Raw genomic sequence first — 22,937 nt, forward strand, 5'->3', positions numbered from 1 at the left:
AGCTTTGGGAACACCTCTAAAAACGTTAAAATTCGAGCAAAAAATATATGGTTTTTACATTAGGTCAGCGCTGGATTAGTGATACGGAAAGTGAACTGGGACTGGGCACCGTGGTGGCGATCGATACCCGCATGATCACCCTGCTGTTTCCGGCCACGGGGGAAAACCGCCTCTACGCCCGCAACGATTCGCCGGTTACCCGCGTCATCTTTAATCCGGGTGATACCATCACCAGCCACGAAGGCTGGCAGATGCGCGTCGATGAAGTACGCAACGAAAATGACCTGATGACCTATATCGGTACCCGGCTGGATACCGAAGAAAGCGACGTGATGCTGCGCGAAGTGATGCTCGACAGCAAGCTGGTATTCAGTAAGCCGCAGGATCGCCTGTTTGCCGGCCAGCTCGACCGGATGGATCGTTTCGCCCTCCGCTTCCGCGCCCGTAAATACCAGAGCGAGCAGTACCGCCTGCCGATCAGCGGCTTACGCGGTATGCGCACCAACCTGATCCCTCACCAACTGCATATCGCCCACGATGTCGGCCGTCGCCATGCGCCGCGCGTGCTGCTGGCCGATGAAGTTGGCCTGGGTAAAACTATTGAAGCCGGGATGATCATCCAGCAACAGCTGCTGGCGGGTCGTGCTGAGCGTGTTCTGATCGTGGTGCCTGAAACCTTACAGCACCAGTGGCTGGTCGAAATGCTGCGCCGCTTCAACCTGCGCTTTGCGCTGTTTGATGACGATCGCTATACCGAAGCGCAGCACGACAGCGATAACCCGTTTGAAACGGAGCAGCTGATTATCTGCTCGCTGGACTTTGTGCGCCGTAACAAACAGCGCCTTGAGATGCTGGCCGATGCCGAATGGGATCTGCTGGTGGTGGATGAAGCGCACCATCTGGCCTGGTCAGAAGGCGAGCCAAGCCGCGAATATCAGGTTATCGAAAAGCTGGCCGAAAAAACTGCCGGCGTTCTGCTGCTGACCGCAACACCAGAGCAGCTGGGTATGGAGAGCCACTTCGCCCGTCTGCGCCTGCTCGACCCGGACCGTTTCCATGACTTTGCCGCCTTTGTAGAAGAGCAGCAGCATTTCCGTCCGATTGCTGATGCCGTCACGGCGCTGCTGGCGGACAACGCGATCTCCCAGGAGGAGATGAATCGGATCAACGATCTGGTCGGCGAGCAGGACATTGAGCCGCTGCTGCAGGTCGCCAACAGCGACCGTGATGGCAAGCTGGAGGCGCGTCAGGAGCTGATCTCCATGCTGATGGATCGCCACGGCACCAGCCGCGTACTGTTCCGTAATACCCGTAATGGCGTTAAAGGCTTCCCGAAACGCGAGCTGCACCAGATCCGTCTGCCGCTGCCTGCGCAGTATCAGACGGCGATTAAAGTCTCCGGCATTATGGGTACGCGCAAAAGCGCCGAGGAGCGGGCGCGTGACCTGCTCTACCCGGAGCAGATTTATCAGGAATTTGAGGGCGACAGCGGGACCTGGTGGAACTTCGACCCGCGCGTCGAATGGCTGATGGGCTATCTCACCAGCAACCGTAAAGAGAAAGTGCTGGTGATCTGCGCCAAAGCCGCCACCGCGCTGCAGCTGGAGCAGGTGCTGCGTGAACGTGAAGGCATCCGCGCCGCGGTGTTCCACGAAGGTCTGTCGATCATTGAACGTGACCGTGCTGCCGCCTGGTTCGCCTCAGAAGAGAACGGCGCGCAGGTGCTGCTGTGCTCCGAGATCGGTTCAGAAGGCCGTAACTTCCAGTTTGCCAGCCGTCTGGTGATGTTCGACCTGCCGTTTAACCCGGACCTGCTGGAGCAGCGTATCGGTCGTCTGGACCGTATCGGTCAGGCGCACGATATTCAGATTCTGGTGCCGTGGCTGGAGCAGACCGCACAGGCGGTGCTGCTGCGCTGGTATCACGAAGGGCTGGACGCGTTTGAGCACACCTGCCCGACCGGCCGTACCATCTATGACAGCGTCCATTCACAGCTGATCGGCTATCTGGCCGCGCCGGAGAACAATGAAGGCTTCGATGCGTTTATCACTGACTGCCGTAAACAGCACGACGCGCTGAAATCGCAGCTGGAACAGGGTCGCGATCGCCTGCTGGAACTGAACTCCAACGGCGGTGAATCGGCGCAGCTGCTGGCCAATGCTATCAGCGAGCAGGATAACGATACTGGCCTGGTGAACTTCGCGCTTAACCTGTTTGATATCGTCGGCATCAATCAGGAAGATCGCAGCGATAACCTGATTGTGCTGACCCCTTCCGACCACATGCTGGTGCCCGATTTCCCTGGCCTGCCGGAAGATGGCTGCACCATTACCTTTAACCGCGATCAGGCACTGTCACGCGAGGATACTCAGTTCATTACCTGGGAACACCCGCTGATCCGTAACGGTCTGGATCTGATCCTGTCAGGCGATACCGGCAGCAGCGCACTGTCACTGCTGAAGAACAAGGCGCTGCCGGTGGGGACGCTGCTGGTCGAGCTGATCTATGTGGTTGAAGCGCAGGCACCGAAGCATCTGCAACTGACCCGCTTCCTGCCACCGACGCCAATCCGTCTGCTGATGGATACCAAAGGCACTAACCTGGCGGGCAAAGTGGAGTTCGAAAGCTTTAACCGTCAGCTGAATGCGGTTAACCGTCATACCGCCAGTAAACTGGTGAATGCGGTGCAGCAGGATGTGCATGCGATTCTGACGCAGGCCGAAGAGAGCGTCGTCAGTGAAGCGCGTGCGGTGATTGATGCGGCACGTGCTGAAGCGAACGAGAAGCTGGGTGCCGAGCTTTCGCGTCTTAATGCGCTGAAAGCCGTCAACCCGAACATCCGCGACGATGAAGTTGAGGCGCTGGAAAGCAACCGCGAACAGGTGCTGGAAAGTCTCGACCAGGCCAACTGGCGTCTCGACGCGCTGCGCCTGATTGTGGTGACACACCAGTAAGCTCAGGGGCCACATGGCCCCTTATTTTTGGAAAGCCCCATGGAACCTTACAATCCACCGCGTGAACCCTGGCTGCACATCCTTTATCAGGATGCGCATATCATGGTGGTGAATAAACCCAGCGGTCTGCTCTCAGTACCCGGTCGTCTGGATGAGCACAAAGATAGCGTGATGACGCGGATACAGCGTGATTTCCCGCAGGCCGAGTCGGTCCACCGACTCGATATGGCGACCAGCGGCGTAATGGTGGTGGCGCTGACCAAGGCGGCGGAACGCGAGCTGAAACGCCAGTTCCGCGAACGGGAGCCTTCCAAAACCTACGTGGCCTGTATCTGGGGACATCCTGAAAAGGAAGAGGGACTGGTTGATCTGCCGCTGATTTGTGACTGGCCAAATCGTCCAAAGCAGATGGTCTGCTTCGAGACCGGCAAAGCCGCGCAGACGGAGTATCAGGTGCTGGAGTATCGTGCGGATAACAGTGCACGCGTGTCGCTGAAGCCGATTACCGGCCGTTCACACCAGTTGCGGGTGCATATGCTGGCGCTGGGCCATCCGATTCTGGGAGACAACTTCTATGCGCACCCGGAAGCCAAAGCGATGGCAGCCCGTCTGCTGCTGCATGCGGAGTCACTGACCATTGCCCATCCGGCATTTGGTAATGCTATGACGTTTCGTCAGCCCGCCGATTTTTGAGATGTTCGACCTGTCACCCTGGCCTCCTCTGTTGCAGAAGAGGCCAGGGGACACAGTGATTATTTAAAGCCTTTCTCTTTGCGAATCAGATCGTACGCCGCCTGAATTTCCTGCGCTTTCTGCTTCGCCATCTCCATCATCTCTGGCGGCAGCCCTTTCGCCACCAGCTTGTCGGGATGATGCTCGCTCATCAGTTTACGGTAAGCGCGTTTGATCGTGGTGGCGTCATCACTGCTTTTCACGCCCAGTACGCTGCAGGCATCTTCCAGCGTTGGGCCGCGTTGTGCCTGCTGGAAACCGCCAGAACTGCGCTGACCGCCGCCAAACTGCTGGCCACCTTCCATCATGCGCAGGAACTGGTCGAACTGGACCCGTGAAATGCCGAGCTCTTCAGCAATCACATAGAGCACCTGACGCTCATTGGGATGCAGTGAGCCGTCGGCAAAGGCGGCCTGAATCTGGATCTCCAGGAACATCCGAATCAGATCGAACCGGCCAAAACAGGCGCTGCGCAGTTCACGCAATTTGCTGCGTAACGGGTAATCCGCCTGCTTGCCTTCGCGGAACGCGCGCTGGGCTGCACTGCGGGAGTCACCGTGCAGCTGCATCCGTTCCATTAACAGCGAAGCAATCTGAATATCCGCTTCCGTGACGCGCCCTTTTGACTTGGTCAGATGGCCCATCACCTGAAAGGTGGTGCTGAAAAACAGCGTCTGTCGGGTCTGATTATTTGAGAAGTAAGCCTTGCCTTGTGCGCCGCGTACTTTGTCAACCATATGGCCAATGATCAAACCGATCACAATACCCCAAAAGCCTGCGCCGGAAAGTAATCCCACCGCCAGACCCATAACTTTTCCCCAGTAGCGCATAAACTCCTCAATTCGCCATGCTTGCGGCTGAAAATTGCATTATCATACCTGTCATTTATCTCAGCGCCTAACGGCAACGCTGACAGACCAGGATTAACACTGGCGCAACGCCGGGCAGTAAGTTAGTCTCTGACCCGATTGTCGGCATGATGCCAGTTTTCATGGAATTCTCGATACCGCGTATGAAAAAACATATACCTACCCTGCTGGCCACACTGATCGGCGCAGCCATTAGCCAGCAAGCCTTTGCCGACGATTTGATGTCGCAGTGTATGTTAGGCGTGCCGAGTTACAACCGCCCGCTGGTGAACGGTGATACGAACCAACTGCCTGTCACCATTCACTCCGATGCCGCGAAAGGGAACTATCCCAATGATGCGGTCTTTACTGGCAACGTAAACATTGAGCAGGGCAACAGCCGTATGCAGGCGGATGAAGTTCAGCTTCATCAGCGTCAGCAGGAAGGCCAGACCGCGCCCGTGCGTACCGTCGATGCCCTGGGTAATGTGCACTACGATGACAACCAGGTCATCCTGAAAGGTCCGAAAGCCTGGTCAAACCTGAACAGCAAAGATACCAACGTCTGGAATGGTCAGTACCAGATGGTGGATCGTCAGGGACGTGGTACCGCCGATCAGATGAAGCTGCGCGGCGATAACCGCTATACCATTCTGGAAAACGGTACCTTTACCTCCTGTCTGCCTGGCTCCAACAGCTGGAGCGTAGTGGGTTCAGAAGTGATCCAGGATCGCGAAGAGGAAGTGGCGGAGATCTGGAATGCTCGCTTTAAGCTCGGTCCGGTTCCGGTGTTCTACAGCCCCTATCTGCAGTTACCGATTGGCGATCGCCGCCGGTCCGGTTTCCTGATCCCGAACGCAAAATATGGCAGCAATAACGGCTTTGAGTTCGTTCTGCCCTACTACTGGAACATCGCGCCACAGGCCGATGCGACCATCACGCCGCACTACATCAGTAAGCGCGGCATGAAGTTTGAAAATGAATTCCGTTATCTGACCACGCTGGGTGCCGGTCTGGTGGAGTTCGACTACCTCGGCTCCGATAAACAGTACGATAACGACAAATCAGAGCGTGGCATCGCCGAAAGCGCCAGCTCCGATCGCTGGCTGTTCTACTGGCGTCATGCGGGTGTTTATGACCAGCACTGGCGTTTCAACGCGGACTATACCAAAGTCAGCGACAAATATTACTTCAACGATCTCGACTCGAAGTACTACAGCTCGACCGACAACTACGCCACGCAGAAATTCAGCGTTGGCTATGCGGACACCAACTGGGACGCCACGCTCTCCACCAAAGATTTCCAGGTATTTGGCAATACCACCAGCAATAATGTCTATCGCGCGATGCCGCAGCTGGACGTTAATCTCTATCAGAACGATATCGGCCCGTTTGATGGCCGCGTTTATGCGCAGGCGGTGAAGTTCACCAACGTCAACAGCCGCTATCCCGAGGCGACCCGCTTGCATGTTGAGCCAACGCTGAATCTGCCACTGTCCAATGGCTGGGCCAGCCTGGATACCGAAGCGAAGTTCCTGGCGACCCACTATCAGCAGACTGACGTTGATTACTATAACAACGCTGCTAACGGTCTCCGGGGTGATAAGAGCGGCGAACTGGATGAATCTGTAAACCGCACCCTGCCGCAGTTTAAAGTGGATGGCCGGCTGGTATTTGACCGCGATATGAATTCGGCTGCGGGCTATACCCAAACGCTGGAACCGCGCGTGCAGTACCTGTATATCCCGTACCGTAACCAGAGCAACATCTATCCCTACGACTCAACATTGCTGCAAACCGACTACACCGGTCTGTTCCGCGATCGTACTTATAGCGGGCTGGATCGCATCGCGTCGGCCAATGAAGTGGCTACCGGTGTCACCTCGCGTATTTATGATACCGATCTGGTTGAACGTTTTAACGTTTCTGTGGGTCAAATCTACTCGTTTACCCCTTCTCGTACTGGTGTGAATCAAACCAGTAAAGAAGATGATACCGGCAGCCTGATTTGGGCTGGTGATACATACTGGAAAATCAGCGATCGCTGGGGCGTCAGAGGTGGGCTGCAATATGACACCAAACTCGACAACGTCTCCCAGGGCAATACCGTACTGGAATACCGTCGTGACGCCGACCGCATGGTACAGCTGAGCTACCGTTACAGCAGCCCGGAATATGTAGCGACCGCGCTGAACGATAGCAGCCTGGTGACAAACCCTATCTTTAAAAACGGGATTTCACAGGTGGGTACCACGGCCAGCTGGCCGATTGCGGATGCATGGTCTGTGGTAGGTGCTTACTACTACGATACCCGCAATACGCGTCCGGCGTCGCAGCTGGTTGGCCTGCAGTACAGCTCATGCTGTTACGCGATTCGGGTCGGTTACGAACGCAAAATTAACGGTTGGGAAAACAACGACAGTAAATATGACAACCAAATCTCATTCAACATTGAGCTGCGTGGTCTGAGTCCTAACTATGGCTTAGGCACCAACGATATGCTGCGTCAGGGCATTATCCCTTACCAGCCCGCTTTCTGATGTTGTGATGTTTGACAGGCAATCCCGCAGTGCGGAACCAACAATGGATAAAGTATGAAGAACTGGAGAATGCTGATTCTTGGTGTGGCAATCAGTGCCAACACCGCGTTCGCAGCACCACAAGTCGTTGATAAAGTTGCAGCCGTGGTCAATAACGGCGTGGTTCTTGAGAGTGACGTGGACGGCATGATGGGCACGGTTAAATCTCAGGCCCAGCAGGCAGGTCAGCAGTTGCCGGATGATAAAACGTTGCGCCATCAGATTCTGGAACGTCAGATCATGGACAACATCATTCTGCAGATGGGTGAAAAAGCAGGGATCCAGATCAGCGACGAGCAGTTGGACCAGGCGATTCAGAACATCGCTGCGCAGAACCGCATGAGCCTTGATCAGCTGCGCAGCCGTCTGGCTTATGACGGCATGAACTACAGCGTTTATCGTTCTCAGATCCGTAAAGAGATGACCATTGCTGAAGTGCGCAACAACGAAGTGCGTCGTCGCGTCACCATTCTGCCGCAGGAAGTCGATACGCTGGCTAACCAGATCGGCTCTCAGAACAGTCAGGGCACCGAACTGAACGTCAGCCATATTCTACTGCCGCTGCCGGAAAACCCGACGCAGCAGCAGGTTGATGAGCAGGAAACGCTGGCGAAACAGCTGGTTGGCGAACTGAAAAATGGCGCGGACTTCGGCAAGATGGCCGTAACCTACTCTGCCGACTCTCAGGCGCTGAAAGGCGGGAACATGGGCTGGGGTAAAATCGAAGAGTTACCAACCCTGTTTGCGCAGGCGCTGGCGACCGCGAAAAAAGGTGATATCGTCGGACCCGTTCGCTCAGGTGTTGGCTTCCACATCCTGAAAGTGAACGACCTGCGTGGCGAGAGCAAAAATGTCTCTGTCACCGAAGTCCATTCACGTCACATTCTGCTGAAGCCGTCGCCGATTCTGACAGACGACCAGGCACGCGCGCAGCTGGAACAGATCGCTGCTGACATCCGCAGTGGCAAAACCACTTTCGCCGCGGCGGCCAAACAGTACTCTGATGACCCGGGTTCGGCGAACCAGGGTGGCGATCTCGGCTGGACCTCCCCGGAAGTCTTTGATCCGGCGTTTCGTGACGCGCTGCTGCGCCTGAAGAAAGGTCAGACGAGTCAGCCGGTCCACTCCTCTTTCGGCTGGCATCTGATTCAGTTACTGGATACTCGTCAGGTAGATAAAACCGATGCGGCTCAGAAAGAGCGCGCTTACCGTATGCTGTTTAACCGTAAGTTCGCGGAAGAAGCACAGACCTGGATGCAGGAACAACGCGCCAGCGCCTACGTGAAAATTCTGGATGGCAATGCGCAGTAATCTTCGTGTGGTAATCACGCCCGGCGAACCCGCCGGGATTGGTCCCGATCTCACCGTTCAGCTGGCTCAGCAGTCGTGGCCGGTTGAATTGGTGGTGTGCGCCTCGCCAGCACTGTTGCAGCAGCGTGCGGCCCAACTTGGTCTGCCGCTGACGCTACGGACCTACCAGCCTGACGCGGCGGCAGAGCCGCAGCAGGCGGGTACGCTGACTGTCCTGCCCATTGAAACGGCAGAGACGGTTACGCCAGGTGAACTCTGCGTCGCCAACAGCGACTATGTACTGGCTACGCTGGCGCGCGCGTGTGACGGTTGTCTCGACGGTGAATTTGCTGCCCTGATAACCGGCCCGGTGCACAAAGGTGTCATCAATGATGCCGGTATCGCCTTTACCGGCCATACCGAATTTTTCGCCGATCGCGCTGGCGGGCATCGGGTGGTCATGATGCTGGCGACAGAAGAGCTTCGAGTCGCACTGGCGACTACGCATCTGCCGCTGAAGGATGTCCCTGCGGCGGTCACCCGCGACTGTCTGCATGAAGTGATCACGATTCTGCATCGCGATCTGCAGCAGAAATTTGCGATTGCCGAACCGCATATTTACGTCTGTGGTCTTAATCCGCATGCGGGTGAAAGTGGCCACATGGGACGTGAAGAAATCGAGACCATCACGCCAGCACTCAACGAACTGCGTCAGCAGGGCATTAATCTGACCGGCCCACTGCCTGCAGATACCCTTTTCCAGCCTAAATATCTGCAGTATGCCGATGCGGTGCTGGCGATGTATCACGACCAGGGCCTGCCAGTACTCAAATTTCAGGGGTTTGGCCGGGCGGTGAATATCACCCTGGGCCTGCCCTTTATCCGGACTTCCGTTGACCACGGCACCGCGCTAGAACTCGCCGGTCTGGGTCAGGCTGAACCGGGCAGCTTCATCACGGCGCTTAACCTCGCCATCACTATGATCAAGAGCAGTAATGAATAATCGCGTCCATCAGGGGCACTACGCCCGTAAACGTTTCGGGCAGAACTTCCTGAACGATCAGTACATTATCGACAGCATTGTCTCCGCCATTCATCCACAGCGCGACGAAGCGCTGGTGGAAATCGGCCCAGGCCTGGGTGCCTTAACCGAGCCGGTTGGTGAACGGCTCGATAAATTAACGGTGATAGAGCTGGACCGCGACCTCGCTGCGCGTCTGGAAACCCATCCGTTTCTTGGCCCGAAACTGACTATCTTCCAGCAGGATGCCATGACCTTCGACTTCGCCGCGCTGGCTCAGGAGAGAGGCCAGCCGCTGCGGGTATTTGGTAACCTGCCGTACAATATTTCGACCCCGCTGATGTTCCACCTTTTCAGCTATACTGGTTCGATCAAAGATATGCACTTCATGCTGCAGAAAGAAGTGGTCAACCGTCTGGTTGCCGGTCCGGGCAGTAAAGCATATGGTCGTCTGACGGTGATGGCGCAATATTACTGCCAGGTCATCCCGGTGCTGGAAGTGCCTCCGCACTCCTTTACGCCGCCACCAAAAGTGGACTCGGCCGTAGTGCGGCTGGTGCCGTTTGCTGAGCCGCCTCATCCGGTCAGCGACGTGCGCATCCTGAGCCGTATTACCACGGAAGCATTCGGCCAGCGCCGCAAAACGCTGCGCAACAGCCTGAGCCACATGGTGGCTGCCGGGGCACTGGAAGAGTTATCCATAGATCCAACCCTGCGTGCCGAGAACGTCTCCGTCGCGCAATATTGTCAGCTGGCGAACTGGCTGGCGAATCATCAGGGAAAATCGCAGGAGTAAGTCATGAGTGAAACGGCCCGCGTCTCCGTCCATGTGCAAAGCCAGTACGTCGCCTCACAATCCTCACCGGATGATGATCGTTACGTCTTCGCCTATACCATTACGATACGCAATCTGGGCCGTTCCTCCGTGCAACTGCTGGGACGTTACTGGCTGATTACCAACGGTAATGGCCGCGAAACGGAAGTTCAGGGTGAAGGCGTGGTCGGTGAACAGCCGTTTATTGCGCCTGGCAACGAATTTCAGTACACCAGCGGTGCCGTGATCGAAACGCCGATGGGCACCATGCAGGGACATTATGTGATGGTCGACGAACAGGGCGATACCTTCCACGTCGAGATCCCGGTGTTCCGCCTCGCCATTCAGACCCACATTCATTGATTTACACGCTTTTTGCCCGTTAAGTCGGGCACCTTCCTGATGGATAAAACGTTATGAGCACATACCTGATTGGCGATGTTCACGGTTGCTACGATGAATTACGTGCGTTGCTGCAACAGGTCGATTTCAATCCTGAGCAGGATACGCTGTGGCTGACCGGCGACCTGGTGGCACGCGGTCCGGGCTCCCTTGAGGTCCTGCGCTACGTGAAATCGCTGGGTGACGCGGTACGTCTGGTGCTGGGCAATCACGATTTGCATCTGCTGGCGGTTTACGCCGGGATCAGCCGTAACAAGCCTAAAGATCGCCTGACGCCTCTGCTCGAAGCGGACGATGCAGATGAGCTGATCAACTGGCTGCGCCGTCAGCCGCTGTTGCAGGTGGATGAAGAGAAAAAGCTGGTGATGGGCCACGCCGGTATCACGCCGCAGTGGGATATTGAGACCGCGAAAAAGTGCGCGCGTGAAGTTGAAGCAGTGCTCGCCAGCGACAGTTATCCGCTGTTCCTGGATGCGATGTATGGCGACATGCCGAACAACTGGAGTGAAGATTTGACCGGACTGGCGCGTCTGCGCTTCAGCACCAACGCTCTGACCCGCATGCGTTACTGCTTCCCCAACGGCCAGCTGGACATGATCTGCAAAGATGCCCCTGAGTCAGCCCTTCCGCCGCTGAAACCCTGGTTTAACATTGAGGGACCGGTCGCACGTGACTACACCATCGTGTTTGGTCACTGGGCATCATTGGAAGGCAAAGGAACACCCGAGGGTATTATCGGTCTGGATACCGGCTGCTGCTGGGGCGGAACGCTGACCCTGCTGCACTGGGAAGATCAGCGTTATGTGGTGCAGCACTCCAATCGCGAAAAAGCACTGGCCTACAGCGACAGCCTGGCACCGCCCACACTGTAAACTTTGATGCTGGCCCGTCAGGCCAGCATCCTGTTTTAGGCGCCGATAATGCCGCCATCTTCACGGGTGATCATGATCACCGATGAGCGTGGGCGTGGACTGTTATTGGGAAAGTGCGAGTCACCCTCTTCACCGGGATGCTGCACGTTCACGAACAATGTTTTGTAGTCGGGCGTGAAGGTAATGCCGGTCAGCTCGCACGATTTGGGGCCGACCATAAAGCGGCGGATCTCTCCGCTGTCAGGATCGCCCACCAGCATCTGATTATTTCCCTGTCCCTGATAATCCTCTTTATTACTGTACTTGCCGTCAGTCAGGATCCATAAGCGCCCGTGCGCATCAAAGCCCAGACCATCCGGACTGTTGAAGGTGTTTTCAGCAGTGATGTTGGGTGTGCCGCGATAGATCCCCTCGGGATGCGCTATCGGGTTACCGCACAACGCATAGATATCCCACTCAAAGGTCTGTGCCGTAGCATCACCCTTTTCATCCCAGCGGATAATCTGACCGTAGATATTTTTGGGCCGCGGATTCGCCGCATTGACCGGCATACCCTCATTGCCACGCTTGTTATTGTTGGTCAGGGTGCAGTAGGCACGGCCATCGTGCGGATTAACGGCAATCCACTCGGGCCGGTCCATCCGCGTGGCGTTCACCACATCGGCCGCAGCACGTGCATTGATCAGGACATCAGCCTGACTGTTAAAGCCTTTCTCAGCGGTGAGTCCATTTTCGCCCCACTTCAGCGCCAGCCAGCGCCCGGTGCCTTTCAGCGGTGTGCCCTGCGCATCGCCGTTGAACTGCGCCACATAGAGCGTGCCCTTATCCAGCAGTCCCTGACTGGCTTTGGCATCATCCGGAATGACCTTGTCATCGGAGACATATTTATAGATATATTCGCCGCGCTCATCGTCGCCCATGTAAACCACCAGTTGCCCGGTTTTCGCGACCGTCACAGCCGCGTTCTCGTGCTTAAAGCGGCCCAGCGCGGTGCGTTTGACTGGCACGGCGTGAGGATCAAAGGGATCGATCTCGACAATCCAGCCGTGGCGATTAAATTCGTTGGGATTTTTCGCGATATCGAAGCGGGGATCAAAGTCAGACCAGTTGCGCTCCGGCTCGGCGGCATTCAGGGTGTAACGCTTCTGCTGTGGAGTCGGGGTAAAGTCTGCCTGATGAGTGCCAAAGTAGGTGTCGTAGTTCTCTTCACAGGTGAGATAGGTGCCCCACGGCGTTTTACCGTTGGCACAGTTACCAAAGGTGCCAAGGACATGCATTCCCTGGGGGTCAGCCGCGGTCTTCAGCGCGTTATCACCGGCGGCCGGACCGGAAAACCGCATAGGCGTATTGGCAGTAATGCGGCGGTTGTAGTCAGAAGGACGTACCACCTGCCAGCGATTGTCTTCACCCCGTTTAACTTCAACGATGGAGACGCCGTGTGCCGCCTGTGACTTCCTCACATCTTCCAGGCTGGTCGCTTTGCTACCGCCGTGGGCAAACAGCGTCGGCTCATTCACATACTCATTGTTAATCGCCATCACGCCGCGATGCTCATCAATGGCGAAGAAGCTCATGCCATCGTTGTTATCACCGAACTGCTTTTCCTGCTCTTCTGCGCTGTTATTGCCCAGCGGGTCAAACGCGGCCGCGCCATTCACCAGCGGATCACCCCAGGAGATCAGCACGTCAGCACGATAGCCGGGAGCGACCACAACCTCATCGGCCGTGGATGCGGCAATCGCCTGAAAGCCCAGCAGTGGGCTGCCGACAGGCTTCGTCTGAGCCAGTGCGCTGGATGAGAGCGTCAGGCCGCCGCTGAGAAAGCCGGTCAGCCCTATTGCACCGGAACCGGCAAGAAATTTACGGCGATGTGGATCACGAAGGCGGTCAGTGCTTAATGCGGAGAGTTCGGTTTTCATTATTGATTGCTTCCTTTATGACGATCCCAGAAAAGAAGCAATGCTAATAAACAGAGATGACAGCCAGGTTACAGCCGGGCGGGAAGAGGATTAACGGCGACGGTCGAGGATCTCAAAGCAGTAGCTGTGGGAGTTCTGCTCATCAGCGTCGTGGAATTCGCTGAACGTGGACTGCCACTCATCCGGCTCGTAATCCGGGAACTGCGTATCGCCTTCCACTTCCGCATCAATGTGCGTCAGATAGAGACGATCGGCACGCTTCAGCATCTGCTCGTAGACGCGTCCACCCCCAATCACCATGATCTCTTCTGCATCACCGGCTGCCTGTAACGCCTCATCCAGCGACGTAACCCAGGTGACGCCTTCCGTGGTGCCTGGCTTACTGCTGACCACGATGTTCAGCCGGCCAGGTAACGGGCGCCCGATGGATTCAAAGGTCAGTCGGCCCATAATGACCGGTTTCTTCAGCGTATTGCGTTTGAACCACGCCAGATCTGCAGGCAGGTCCCACGGCATGGCGTTCTCCATCCCAATAATGCGATCTGCTGCTAATGCCGCGATAAGACTAATCATGTTAACCACTCACTGAAAAAAATTGGCGCCATGATACGTAAAGGTGAAACTTTCGTCGATAGGGGGAAAGGTCTATTTGCGTAAACCTTTTCAGGACGCCGTTTTTCACGGCCTGTGCAGCGTTTTTCACCGCGTAATCGCGTCAGTTTGCTGCAGCACGCCAGCGATTTGCCTCAGGCTGGCACAAAAAGCGTGCGCAAAAGAAAACGGCTTCCAGGGGAAGCCGTCAGAGTTATCAGAAGTCGTAGCGCAGACGCACCAGATTCATATCACCCAGGTTATCAGTGCTGGAGGTGAAGACATGTTCGTAATCAACACGGAAACCGTAGTCGAGGAACAGCGTCACACCCAGACCGTTGTCGATGCGCTGGTAATCACGACCTGTCGCATACTCGATGCGGTCACCCATGACATAAGGCTGCACCGCTTTCAGACCATACTGCGCCACCGGGATCTTGTAACCGGCGAAATATTCAATGCCCCACGCATCGCCCGCAAAGTAGTTATGGACATCTTTGCGTTTGGTGGTCATGAAGTTTTCATACCAGCCACCACCGGCTGACAGCGTCCAGTTGCCTGGTGTCCAGCTCAGTGCGGTGCCGTAAATGTTCTGGTCGTAATCGTGACTGTCGCCGTTGTTCGGGTTACGCATTGCCGCGCGGGTGTAGTTCCACGCCGTGCCCCAGCTCAGATCCTCTGTGATGTGGTAATCCACGCCCAGTGAGCCGCCGCCTTTGCGCTTATAGCGCAGGCCGTTGCCTGGCAGATACTCGTTGTCTTCGAACAGATAAGAAGCGTAGACATCCGCGTCGCCGAAGCTGTTTTTATACTTCAGCTGTTTACGTGAGCGGTAAGAGCCGTCGTAGTCGCCGTTGATTCCGTTGCCCGGTGCCTGGCCGACCATATCGTAATCCCAGATATCGGTTTTGGCGCCCACGGTGTCGTAATAGACGCTGTTCTGCTGACCAAAGGTAAGCTGACCCCAGGTTTTGCTTTTCAGACCGGTGTAGAGCTGGCGACGCGTGGTGTTATTGGCACCATCGGCATAGTGACGATCCCAGCTGAACACTGCCGGGATGTTAACGCCCAGCTCGTAGTAGCTGATCCAGCTAACGTCATCAAACAGGTAGTAATCCGCACCGAAACGGAAACGGGTGCCGCCATCGAAACCGTCACGCTTGTAGGATTTGTCACCCACGCCGGTCTGATGATTGACCTGAGCACGGATGCTGCCGCCAACATTCAGGGTAAGACGGCTAAGCGGATCGCCTGCCTGCGGATCCTGTTTTAACAGGGTAATTTCCGCCTGACTGGCGAAAGGAAGAGTAACCATCAGTGCAGCCACTGCACTCAGAGAAAAAGTACGCATTTTCATTTTTTATTTATGTCCTGATACGCTTTAGTGATAAGCGGCAGGCATAGTACTGGCGAAAAATCCGCACAGGAAGTGTTTATCTTATAAATTTGTGCGAACTGGCCACATTCGCACCTAAAGCTAAAAAATTAAGCCAAATCAGTGACTTTAACGCAAATACCTGGCTTTACCTGAACCTGAAATTCGGATTATCGCCAGATAAGTGGCAAAAAAAACGGCTCCCGCAGGAGCCGCTTTTCACACTACATTGTCTTACATCGCCTTTATCTGGGCATGCATTTCCTGAACGGAGATAACCTGTTCCGTCGGGTCAGCATTCAGCGCCATCGCAGTGGCGAAGCCGCCGTTCAGCGTGGTGTCGTAGTGCACTTTATACTGCAGTGCGCTGCGGCGAATCAGCTTCGAATCTTCAATCGCCTGACGACCCGCCGTGGTATTGACGATGTAGCTATACTCGCCATTCTTCAGGCGGTCCTGAATGTGTGGACGTCCTTCATGCACCTTGTTGACCAGGCGGGGATTGATGCCCGCTTCGCCCAGCACCACTGCCGTGCCGTGGGTCGCATCCAGTTCGAAACCAAACTTCTGCAGCTTCGCAGCCAGGTCGACGATACGTTTCTTGTCGCCTTCACGCACCGACAGCAGCGCACGGCCCGATTTCTTCATATTGCTCTGGGCACCCAGCATCGCTTTGGAGAATGCCTCAGCGAACGTGCGGCCCACGCCCATGACTTCACCGGTAGAGCGCATTTCTGGTCCCAGAATCGGGTCAACGCCCTGGAACTTGTTGAACGGCAGAACCACTTCTTTGACCGAGTAGTAAGGTGGAATCACCTCTTCCGTGACGCCCTGCTCTGCCAGTGTTTTACCTGCCATCACGCGCGCGGCCACTTTCGCCAGCGGTACGCCGGTCGCTTTAGAGACGAACGGAACGGTACGTGCCGCACGTGGGTTAACTTCGATCAGGTAGACTTCATTGTCTTTCACTGCGAACTGAACGTTCATCAGGCCACGAACGTTCAGCTCAAACGCCAGCTTCTCAACCTGCTGGCGCATCACGTTCTGAATCTCCTGATTCAGCGTGTAGGCCGGCAGTGAACAAGCGGAGTCACCGGAGTGAACGCCAGCCTGCTCAATGTGTTCCATGATACCGCCAATCAGCACACGCTCACCGTCGCAAATCGCATCCACATCCACTTCAACCGCATCATCAAGGAAGCGATCCAGCAGTACCGGCGCATCGTTGGAAACCGAAACCGCCGTCTGGAAGTAGCGTCTCAGGTCGATCTCGTCGTAGACGATCTCCATGGCACGGCCGCCCAGTACATAAGAAGGACGCACCACCAGCGGATAACCCAGGCCAGCGGCTTTCTCGACCGCCTGTTCCAGCGTCGCTACCGTGGCGTTAGCCGGTTGCTTCAGTTTCAGGCGATCAACCGCCTGCTGGAAACGTTCACGGTCTTCCGCACGGTCAATCGAGTCCGGGCTGGTGCCAATAACCGGCACGCCTGCGGCTTCCAGCGCACGCGCCAGTTTCAGCGGGGTCTGACCGCCATACTGGACGATGACGCCTTTTGGCTGCTCAATCCGCACAATCTCCAGCACGTCTTCCAGCGTGACCGGCTCAAAGTAGAGGCGGTCGGAGGTGTCATAATCGGTCGAAACCGTTTCCGGGTTACAGTTGACCATAATGGTCTGGTAACCATCTTCACGAAGCGCCAGAGCGGCGTGAACGCAACAATAGTCAAATTCGATACCCTGACCGATACGGTTTGGTCCACCACCCAGAATCATGATTTTTTCGCGATCCGGACTCGGGTTGGCTTCACACTCCTCCTCATAGGTGGAGTACATGTAGGCCGTATCCGTGGCGAACTCGGCGGCACAGGTATCCACACGCTTATAAACCGGGTGCAGGTTAAACTGCTGACGCAGCTTGCGGATTTCGCTCTCTGCCACACCCGCCAGCGTCGCCAGCCGCGCATCAGCAAAGCCTTTGCGCTTCAGGGTACGCAGGAACGTGGCATCCAGGCTATTCACTCCTTCGCTTGCCACCTGATCTTCAAGCCGCACCAGCTCTTCAATCTGCACCAGGAACCAGCGGTCAATGTTGGTCAGATTGAACACGCCATCAACCGACATGCCAGCGCGGAAAGCGTCTGCGATGTACCAGATGCGGTCTGAACCGGCATCTTTCAGCTCGCGGCGGATGCGGGTTAACGCTTCCGGATCGTCCAGGTGCACTTTCGGATCGAAGCCATTAGCGCCCACTTCCAGACCGCGCAGCGCTTTCTGCATCGATTCCTGGAATGTGCGGCCAATCGCCATCACTTCACCGACTGACTTCATCTGCGTGGTCAGGCGATCGTTGGCACCGGCAAATTTTTCAAAGTTGAAACGCGGGATCTTGGTGACGACGTAGTCGATTGACGGCTCGAACGAGGCTGGCGTTAAACCGCCGGTGATATCGTTCATCAGCTCATCGAGGGTATAGCCCACCGCCAGTTTGGCCGCCACTTTCGCAATCGGGAAGCCCGTTGCTTTTGAGGCCAGCGCCGAGGAGCGCGATACGCGTGGGTTCATCTCGATGACAATCAGGCGACCATCTTTCGGGTTAACCGAGAACTGCACGTTGGAGCCGCCGGTTTCAACACCGATTTCACGCAGTACCGCCAGCGAGGCGTTACGCATGATCTGATATTCTTTATCGGTCAGCGTCTGGGCAGGTGCGACCGTGATGGAGTCACCGGTGTGAATGCCCATCGCGTCGAAGTTTTCAATGGAGCAGACGATGATGCAGTTATCGTTCTTATCGCGCACCACTTCCATTTCATACTCTTTCCAGCCAATCAGCGACTCATCAATCAGCAGCTCATTGGTTGGTGAGAGGTCGAGACCGCGTTCGCAAATCTCTTCAAACTCTTCGCGGTTATAGGCGATGCCGCCACCGGTGCCGCCCATGGTAAAGGAGGGGCGGATGATGCACGGGAAGCCAACATCTTCCGCCACGGCCAGCGCTTCTTCCATGGTGTGCGCAATGCCGGAGCGCGCGGTATCCAGACCGATACTTTTCATCGCCACGTCGAAGCGACGACGATCTTCCGCTTTGTCGATCGCATCAGCGGTCGCGCCAATCATGGTGACGCCAAACTCTTCCAGCACGCCATGACGTTCCAGCTCCAGCGCACAGTTCAGCGCGGTCTGGCCACCCATCGTTGGCAGCACCGCATCCGGACGCTCTTTTTCGATGATTTTGCGCACCACTTCCCAGTGAATCGGCTCAATGTAGGTTGCATCGGCCATTTCCGGGTCGGTCATAATCGTCGCCGGGTTAGAGTTCACCAGAATGACGCGGTAGCCCTCTTCACGCAGCGCTTTACACGCCTGCGCACCGGAATAGTCAAATTCGCAGGCCTGGCCGATCACAATCGGACCGGCACCAAGAATCAGGATGGATTTTAGGTCTGTACGTTTTGGCATGAATTAGCTCCTGATTACTTCGCTTGCAGACGGAATGCGTCAATCAATTCAATAAAGTGGTCAAACAGCGGCGCAGCATCACCCGGTCCAGGGCTGGCTTCCGGGTGTCCCTGGAAGCTGAATGCGGGCTTGTCAGTGCGATGAATGCCCTGCACGGTTTTATCGAACAACGAAATGTGGGTGACACGCAGGTTCGCAGGCAGATTGTTCTCATCGACTGCAAAACCGTGGTTCTGGGCGGTGATCATGACGCGATTGTTTTCGAGATCTTTCACCGGATGGTTGCCGCCGTGGTGGCCGAGCTTCATCTTCACGGTCTTAGCCCCGCTGGCCAGCGCCAGCAACTGATGACCCAGGCAGATACCGAACACCGGGATCTCGGTTTTCAGGAAGGCCTGAATGGCGCTGATGGCGTAGTCGCACGGCTCCGGGTCGCCAGGACCGTTGGAGAGGAAAATGCCATCCGGGTTCAGCTTCAGCACCTCTTCGGCAGATGTCTGTGCCGGAACTACGGTCAGACGGCAGCCGCGATCGACCAGCATGCGCAGGATGTTTCGCTTAGCGCCGTAGTCGTAAGCCACCACATGGTAAGGCAGCGACTCCGCAGTAGCCTGCTCTGGCAGACCCGCGTCCAGCGTCCAGCTGCCCTGCTGCCAGCTGTAAGTCTCCGTGGTGCAGACCTCTTTCGCCAGATCCATTCCTTTCAGTCCCGGGAACGCCTGGGCTTTTTGCAGCGCCAGCGCAGCATCCGGATTGTCGCCAGCAATAATGCAGCCGTTCTGCGCCCCTTTCTCACGCAGCAAGCGCGTCAGCTTGCGGGTATCGATATCGGCAATCGCCACGATGTTGTTGCGCTGCAGGTAAGCCGATAAGCCCTCTTCGCTACGGAAGTTGCTGGCAATCAGCGGCAGGTCACGAATAACCAGGCCTTGCGCGTGAATCTGGCTGGATTCTTCATCGGCGGCATTGGCACCGACATTACCGATATGGGGATAAGTGAGAGTAACGATTTGGCGGGAATAGGAAGGATCAGTGAGGATTTCTTGATAACCGGTCATTGAAGTGTTGAAAACGACTTCTCCCACTGCCGATCCTGTTGCCCCGATGGCCCGACCGTGGAATTGGGTTCCGTCTTCCAGAACCAGGATTGCTGACTTGATCAAAACATCCTCCAGGGAATAAACAGTCAATATATCTGCATATTAATTCAAAATAGCCGCCTGAATCAATGCAAAAACCGCCTGAATTGTCGATTTTTGGCAAATTGCGCGCATTCTAATGATCGCCCTGGTCATTGTCTACCCTGAAGCGGTATTTTTTAATGATTATCTGCCTTATGAGGAAAAAACCGAGTATAAGCGGCAAAAAGAGGGGAAAACCCGGCGGAATAATCGTTTGCCAGGCAGCATAAAAAAGAAACCGGCGCAGCAGGGCCTTTATTTTTGACCAAATGGTCAAAAATGGTGTTTCACCGGGCTGCTAAACCTGGAAAACAGATACAAATGAGCATCAGATGAATATTTTAAATCGGAATGGTATTTTTCAGGTAAAATTAAGGGCAATGAAAACATTGCCCCTTTTCAATCAATCAATTACCGATTGAAATAACCACATCACGATGGTTCACAACACTTACAACATCGACAAATCCAGCACATCCCGCATATCAAACAGGCCAGATTTCTTATCCTTCAGCCATAAAGCTGACTTAACTGCACCATTTGCAAAGGTCATACGACTCGAAGCCTTGTGGGTTATCTCTACCCGCTCGCCAATATCTGCAAACATCGCTGTATGCTCACCGACAATGTCACCTGCGCGCACCGTTGCAAAACCGATGGTCTGCGGCTGGCGTTCACCCGTGTGGCCTTCACGCGTATAGACTGCATGCTCATCCAGTTTCCACTGCATCGCATCGGCTATCGCCTCTCCCATCGCCAGCGCGGTGCCAGACGGCGCATCCACTTTATGACGGTGGTGTGCTTCAACGATCTCAATGTCCGCGTACTCACCCATCACTTTAGCGGCCTTCTCCAGCAGCTTCAGCACCAGGTTAACCCCCACACTGAAGTTCGCAGCGAACACGATGGCGATATCTTCTGCCGCCGCGCGAATGGCCGCTTTGCCTGCCTCATCAAAACCGGTAGTGCCAATGACCATCGCTTTACCCTGCTCACGGCAGATCGCCATATACTCCAGCGTGCCCTCCGGGCGGGTGAAGTCGATTAGCACATCAAAGTCGTTTATCACCGCGCGTAAATCGTCAGCGATAAGAATGCCGTTCTTGCCGATGCCCGCTAATTCACCTGCGTCGCTGCCGGTCAGCGATGAACCCGAGCGTGCCAGTGCGGCACCCAGTGCTACGCCCTCTGCCTGCTGCGTCGCCTGAATCAGATTACGGCCCATTCGGCCCGGCGCGCCCACAATAGCAATGCGGATAGTGTTCATATTTATTCATTCCTAAAACAAAACTATGCATCCAAAGCGTCATCAGGTTAACGATGAGTTAACAGTCACGCCACTATTAATCCGTGATAATAAGAATTTTATGCCAGCCGCCTGTGATTATCAGTAAAAGCAATCATCGCCGCAAACCAGGGCATTTCTGACAGACTAAAAAAACAAAAAAGGCCGAACAGAGTCGGCCTTTTTATCAGTTATATCGAAGAGTTACTGCACATTACGTACTTCGACGCGCAGCTCTTTAGGCACCTCGAAAACAATATTCTCTTCACGGCCAATCAGCTCAATCGCCGCTTCACCGCCCAGCTCACGCAGTCGCTGGATCACCTGCTGCACCAGAATATCGGGGGCTGAGGCACCTGCGGTCACACCAATACAGGCCACGCCTTTTACCCACTCTTCCTGAATATCATCCGCAGAGTCGATCAGCTTCGCCAGCTTACCGGCACGCTGTGCCAGCTCAGCCAGACGGTTAGAGTTCGAGGAGTTCTTCGAACCGACCACCAGCACCACTTCCGCATCTTTCGCCAGCGTGCGAACGGCTTCCTGACGGTTGGTGGTGGCGTAGCAGATATCATCTTTACGCGGCCCGATGATCGCCGGGAAACGCTGACGCAGGGCATCAATGATGTCAGAAGTGTCGTCCACCGACAGCGTGGTCTGCGTCATGAAGCTCAGATTGTTTTCGTCTTTGACAGTCAGCCTGAAGACATCTTCCGGTGACTCCACCAGATACATGCCGCCATTAGGGTTGTTGTACTGCCCCATAGTGCCTTCAACTTCCGGATGACCCGCATGACCAATCAAAATCGCTTCCACACCTTTACGGCTGGCGCGCGCCACTTCCATATGCACTTTGGTCACCAGCGGACAGGTGGCGTCGAACAGCATGGTCAGATTGCGCGCTTTAGCTTCGGCACGCACGGCCTGTGAAACACCGTGTGCCGAGAAGATCAGAATCGCGTCATCCGGCACTTCGCTGATCTCTTCAATGAAGATAGCACCGCGCTCACGGAGGCTGTTCACCACGTAACGGTTATGCACCACTTCGTGACGGACATAGATGGGCGCGCCATACATCTCCAGCGCGCGCTCAACAATACTGATGGCGCGATCAACGCCAGCGCAGAAACCGCGCGGATTAGCTAACAGGATTTGCATCGTTCGCCTCCAGTGCCGGATCGATTTCCAGCACCTCTACATCAAACTGAATACGACGACCTGCCAGCGGATGGTTGAAATCCACGGTGATCGAATCACCGGAGACTTCACGGATCACGCCTGGCATTTCACTGCCGCCCATGCCGCTGAACAGCATGATGGCACCCACTTCAGGTTCGCCTGCATCGATAAAATCCCGACGCGAGAAATACTGAATAAGGTCAGGGCTGACGCCGCCAAAGGCGTCTTCCGGCTCGAGGTTGAACTGCTTAGTTTCACCCGCTTTCAGCCCCAGCAGTGCCTGCTCAAGTGCCGCAGAGAGGCTGCCATCACCAAGACGGAACAGCGCGGGCTTGCCGTTTGCACGGGTCGATTCCGCCGTCGAGCCATCTTCCAGCTTCAGCGTAAAATGCACCAACACCGCGCTTTCGCGCTGTACGGACTCAGTCATCAC

Annotated in this window: 18 protein-coding genes; 9 read left to right on the forward strand and 9 right to left on the reverse strand. The window is 55.6% G+C overall.

What is annotated here, in order from left to right; genetic code table 11:
• Positions 1 to 47: 47 nt before the first annotated feature.
• On the forward strand, positions 48 to 2,954 hold the full coding sequence (gene rapA, locus IV493_RS14850; protein WP_013356745.1) for an RNA polymerase-associated protein RapA: 2,907 nt from the start codon (positions 48 to 50) through the stop codon (positions 2,952 to 2,954).
• 39 nt (positions 2,955 to 2,993) lie between these two features.
• A complete protein-coding gene (gene rluA / locus IV493_RS14855; RefSeq protein WP_195857357.1) occupies positions 2,994 to 3,647 on the forward strand; it encodes a bifunctional tRNA pseudouridine(32) synthase/23S rRNA pseudouridine(746) synthase RluA in 654 nt (217 codons plus the stop codon).
• Between the two features lie 59 nt (positions 3,648 to 3,706).
• On the opposite strand, the gene djlA is transcribed toward rluA, so the two are convergent.
• Entirely contained in the window at positions 3,707 to 4,516 is an 810-nt protein-coding gene (gene djlA / locus IV493_RS14860) for a co-chaperone DjlA (RefSeq protein ID WP_195857358.1), read from the reverse strand.
• 182 nt (positions 4,517 to 4,698) lie between these two features.
• Here djlA and lptD point away from each other — a divergent pair, with 182 nt between their 5' ends.
• The 6 genes from lptD to apaH are packed head-to-tail and all read left to right on the forward strand — an operon-like array spanning position 4,699 to position 11,512.
• Positions 4,699 to 7,074 (forward strand): LPS assembly protein LptD, encoded by a 2,376-nt coding sequence (lptD, locus tag IV493_RS14865; RefSeq protein WP_230299973.1) that lies wholly within the window; start codon positions 4,699 to 4,701, stop codon positions 7,072 to 7,074.
• A gap of 54 nt (positions 7,075 to 7,128) precedes the next feature.
• Positions 7,129 to 8,424, forward strand: coding sequence for a peptidylprolyl isomerase SurA (gene surA, locus IV493_RS14870; RefSeq protein ID WP_013356741.1), 1,296 nt, complete (start codon positions 7,129 to 7,131; stop codon positions 8,422 to 8,424).
• On the forward strand, positions 8,414 to 9,406 hold the full coding sequence (gene pdxA, locus IV493_RS14875) for a 4-hydroxythreonine-4-phosphate dehydrogenase PdxA (RefSeq protein WP_110331947.1): 993 nt from the start codon (positions 8,414 to 8,416) through the stop codon (positions 9,404 to 9,406). Before surA ends, pdxA begins: the two co-directional genes overlap by 11 nt.
• Entirely contained in the window at positions 9,399 to 10,220 is an 822-nt protein-coding gene (gene rsmA, locus IV493_RS14880) for a 16S rRNA (adenine(1518)-N(6)/adenine(1519)-N(6))-dimethyltransferase RsmA (protein WP_033781836.1), read from the forward strand. The genes pdxA and rsmA overlap by 8 nt, the downstream gene beginning before the upstream one ends.
• A 3-nt stretch (positions 10,221 to 10,223) precedes the next feature.
• Positions 10,224 to 10,601, forward strand: coding sequence for a Co2+/Mg2+ efflux protein ApaG (gene apaG / locus IV493_RS14885; protein ID WP_013356738.1), 378 nt, complete (start codon positions 10,224 to 10,226; stop codon positions 10,599 to 10,601).
• A 53-nt stretch (positions 10,602 to 10,654) separates the two neighbouring features.
• Positions 10,655 to 11,512: a bis(5'-nucleosyl)-tetraphosphatase (symmetrical) ApaH gene (gene apaH / locus IV493_RS14890; protein ID WP_013356737.1), complete on the forward strand. Its 858-nt coding sequence runs from the start codon at positions 10,655 to 10,657 to the stop codon at positions 11,510 to 11,512.
• Positions 11,513 to 11,547: 35 nt separating this feature from the next.
• Here apaH and IV493_RS14895 read toward each other — a convergent pair whose 3' ends face one another.
• From IV493_RS14895 to carA, 5 genes are all read right to left on the reverse strand, one after another.
• A complete protein-coding gene (locus IV493_RS14895; protein ID WP_147789383.1) occupies positions 11,548 to 13,431 on the reverse strand; it encodes a PhoX family phosphatase in 1,884 nt (627 codons plus the stop codon).
• Between the two features lie 90 nt (positions 13,432 to 13,521).
• On the reverse strand, positions 13,522 to 14,004 hold the full coding sequence (gene folA / locus IV493_RS14900) for a type 3 dihydrofolate reductase (RefSeq protein WP_013356735.1): 483 nt from the start codon (positions 14,002 to 14,004) through the stop codon (positions 13,522 to 13,524).
• Between the two features lie 235 nt (positions 14,005 to 14,239).
• Entirely contained in the window at positions 14,240 to 15,379 is a 1,140-nt protein-coding gene (locus IV493_RS14905) for a porin (protein ID WP_195857360.1), read from the reverse strand.
• A 252-nt stretch (positions 15,380 to 15,631) separates the two neighbouring features.
• Positions 15,632 to 18,859: a carbamoyl-phosphate synthase large subunit gene (gene carB, locus IV493_RS14910; protein WP_013356733.1), complete on the reverse strand. Its 3,228-nt coding sequence runs from the start codon at positions 18,857 to 18,859 to the stop codon at positions 15,632 to 15,634.
• Positions 18,860 to 18,873: 14 nt separating this feature from the next.
• The gene (gene carA, locus IV493_RS14915) at positions 18,874 to 20,022 is read right to left on the reverse strand and encodes a glutamine-hydrolyzing carbamoyl-phosphate synthase small subunit (RefSeq protein ID WP_095706215.1); all 1,149 of its coding nucleotides are present in this window, start codon (positions 20,020 to 20,022) and stop codon (positions 18,874 to 18,876) included.
• 115 nt (positions 20,023 to 20,137) lie between these two features.
• On the opposite strand from carA, the gene IV493_RS14920 reads away from it, so the two are divergent.
• Positions 20,138 to 20,305: a hypothetical protein gene (locus IV493_RS14920; protein WP_195857361.1), complete on the forward strand. Its 168-nt coding sequence runs from the start codon at positions 20,138 to 20,140 to the stop codon at positions 20,303 to 20,305.
• Positions 20,306 to 20,491: 186 nt separating this feature from the next.
• On the opposite strand, the gene dapB is transcribed toward IV493_RS14920, so the two are convergent.
• The 3 genes from dapB to fkpB all read right to left on the reverse strand — a co-directional run bounded on the left by dapB (position 20,492) and on the right by fkpB (position 22,934).
• Positions 20,492 to 21,307 (reverse strand): 4-hydroxy-tetrahydrodipicolinate reductase, encoded by an 816-nt coding sequence (dapB, locus tag IV493_RS14925; protein ID WP_195857362.1) that lies wholly within the window; start codon positions 21,305 to 21,307, stop codon positions 20,492 to 20,494.
• Positions 21,308 to 21,529: 222 nt separating this feature from the next.
• Entirely contained in the window at positions 21,530 to 22,483 is a 954-nt protein-coding gene (ispH, locus tag IV493_RS14930; RefSeq protein ID WP_013356728.1) for a 4-hydroxy-3-methylbut-2-enyl diphosphate reductase, read from the reverse strand.
• Entirely contained in the window at positions 22,464 to 22,934 is a 471-nt protein-coding gene (gene fkpB, locus IV493_RS14935; RefSeq protein ID WP_033784493.1) for an FKBP-type peptidyl-prolyl cis-trans isomerase, read from the reverse strand. The genes ispH and fkpB overlap by 20 nt, the downstream gene beginning before the upstream one ends.
• Positions 22,935 to 22,937 lie beyond the last annotated feature (3 nt).

Source organism: Pantoea sp. SM3640 (assembly GCF_015654165.1).
Classification (GTDB): domain Bacteria; phylum Pseudomonadota; class Gammaproteobacteria; order Enterobacterales; family Enterobacteriaceae; genus Pantoea; species Pantoea vagans.